Raw genomic sequence first — 438 nt, forward strand, 5'->3', positions numbered from 1 at the left:
TTCTGGTGCTGATTGGCGTGGTGAATCTGCCGATTATTCATTACTCCGTGGAGTGGTGGAACACCCTGCATCAGGGATCAACGCGGATGCAGCAAAGTATCGATCCGGCGATGCGTTCGCCGCTGCGCTGGTCGATTTTTGGCTTCCTGCTCCTGTCTGCCACGCTGACGCTGATGCGGATGCGTAATTTGATTTTGCTGATGGAAAAACGCCGTCCGTGGGTGAGTGAACTGATACTGAAAAGAGGCCGTAAATGACCCCTGCATTTGCTTCCTGGAATGAATTTTTCGCAGTGGGCGGTTACGCCTTTTTTGTCTGGCTGGCGGTGGTGATGACCGTCATTCCTCTGGTGGTTTTGGTCGTGCACTCGGTGATGCAGCATCGCGCAATTCTGCGTGGCGTGGCGCAACAGCGGGCGCGTGAGGCGCGTTTACGTGC

1 protein-coding gene and 1 pseudogene are annotated in these 438 nt (G+C 55.3%); both read left to right on the forward strand.

Annotated elements, in window-relative coordinates; genetic code table 11:
• Nucleotides 1-257: pseudogene (gene ccmC, locus ETC05_RS17430) on the forward strand (heme exporter protein CcmC); the annotation flags it as partial.
• On the forward strand, nucleotides 254-438 hold a 185-nt coding region (gene ccmD / locus ETC05_RS17435), incomplete at its 3' end, for a heme exporter protein CcmD (protein WP_171661559.1). The pseudogene ccmC and the gene ccmD, both read left to right, overlap by 4 nt.

This window comes from Geobacillus sp. BMUD (assembly GCF_013096845.1).
Taxonomy (GTDB): domain Bacteria; phylum Bacillota; class Bacilli; order Bacillales; family Anoxybacillaceae; genus Geobacillus; species Geobacillus vulcani.